At 31.2% G+C, this 628-nt stretch carries 1 protein-coding gene; it reads left to right on the top strand.

The genetic code is table 11. The features are described 5' to 3' along the window. Positions 1-214: 214 nt before the first annotated feature. Positions 215-628: hypothetical protein (locus FQ608_RS27120; protein ID WP_158861645.1), on the top strand; the 414-nt coding region annotated here is incomplete at its 3' end.

The raw sequence follows: 628 nt of genomic DNA, 5'->3' as shown, positions 1-628 counted from the left end.
TATATTTTAAGCGAATACGTAGGTATGCGTATATAGGGATAGGGGGTGGATTTGGGTTTCAAAACCTAGCCAAGGATCTATTAAGAGAAATTGTTTAGGTAAGAAATAGAGATAGGAAATTTGTGGTATTTTACTTGGGTGACGAAATAATTTTGCCCTATACAATTTTTTAGAAGTCAATTACGTATATTAAGTGTTTGATAATTCAACGTATATGGACAATTTTCTAACGCAATCAATAGCTGAACATACCATATTATGGCTATTTTTAACTAGCATCATTGGTGGTATGATTGGTGCAGCGATTAAAATTTTTTCTGAAAATATTGTTTCGGAAAACATTACGCTTAATCGTCATGCAAGGGAGCATTTTTATGATTACTCGTTTAAACTTTTAAAGGCCGCTAAGAATCTAGATAGGCGCCTCGATTTTATAATTAACGATAAAAAAATATTCGCATATGAGGAAGTGAATTCCAGACTAAGTTTTTATTATGCATTTGGTAATTATTTTGGTTGGTGCAAAATAATTCAAGAAGAAGCTATTGATAAATTCAGAAGATTGCCAACAACTGTAAAGAAATTTAATATAACCTTTTTACAAACCTTAAAAGCAATGTCTTCCAAC

It is taken from the genome of Lunatibacter salilacus (genome assembly GCF_009797935.1).
GTDB lineage: Bacteria > Bacteroidota > Bacteroidia > Cytophagales > Cyclobacteriaceae > Lunatibacter > Lunatibacter salilacus.
Note: the sequence above shows the minus strand (reverse complement) of the source record. Positions and strands in the feature narration are given on the sequence as shown.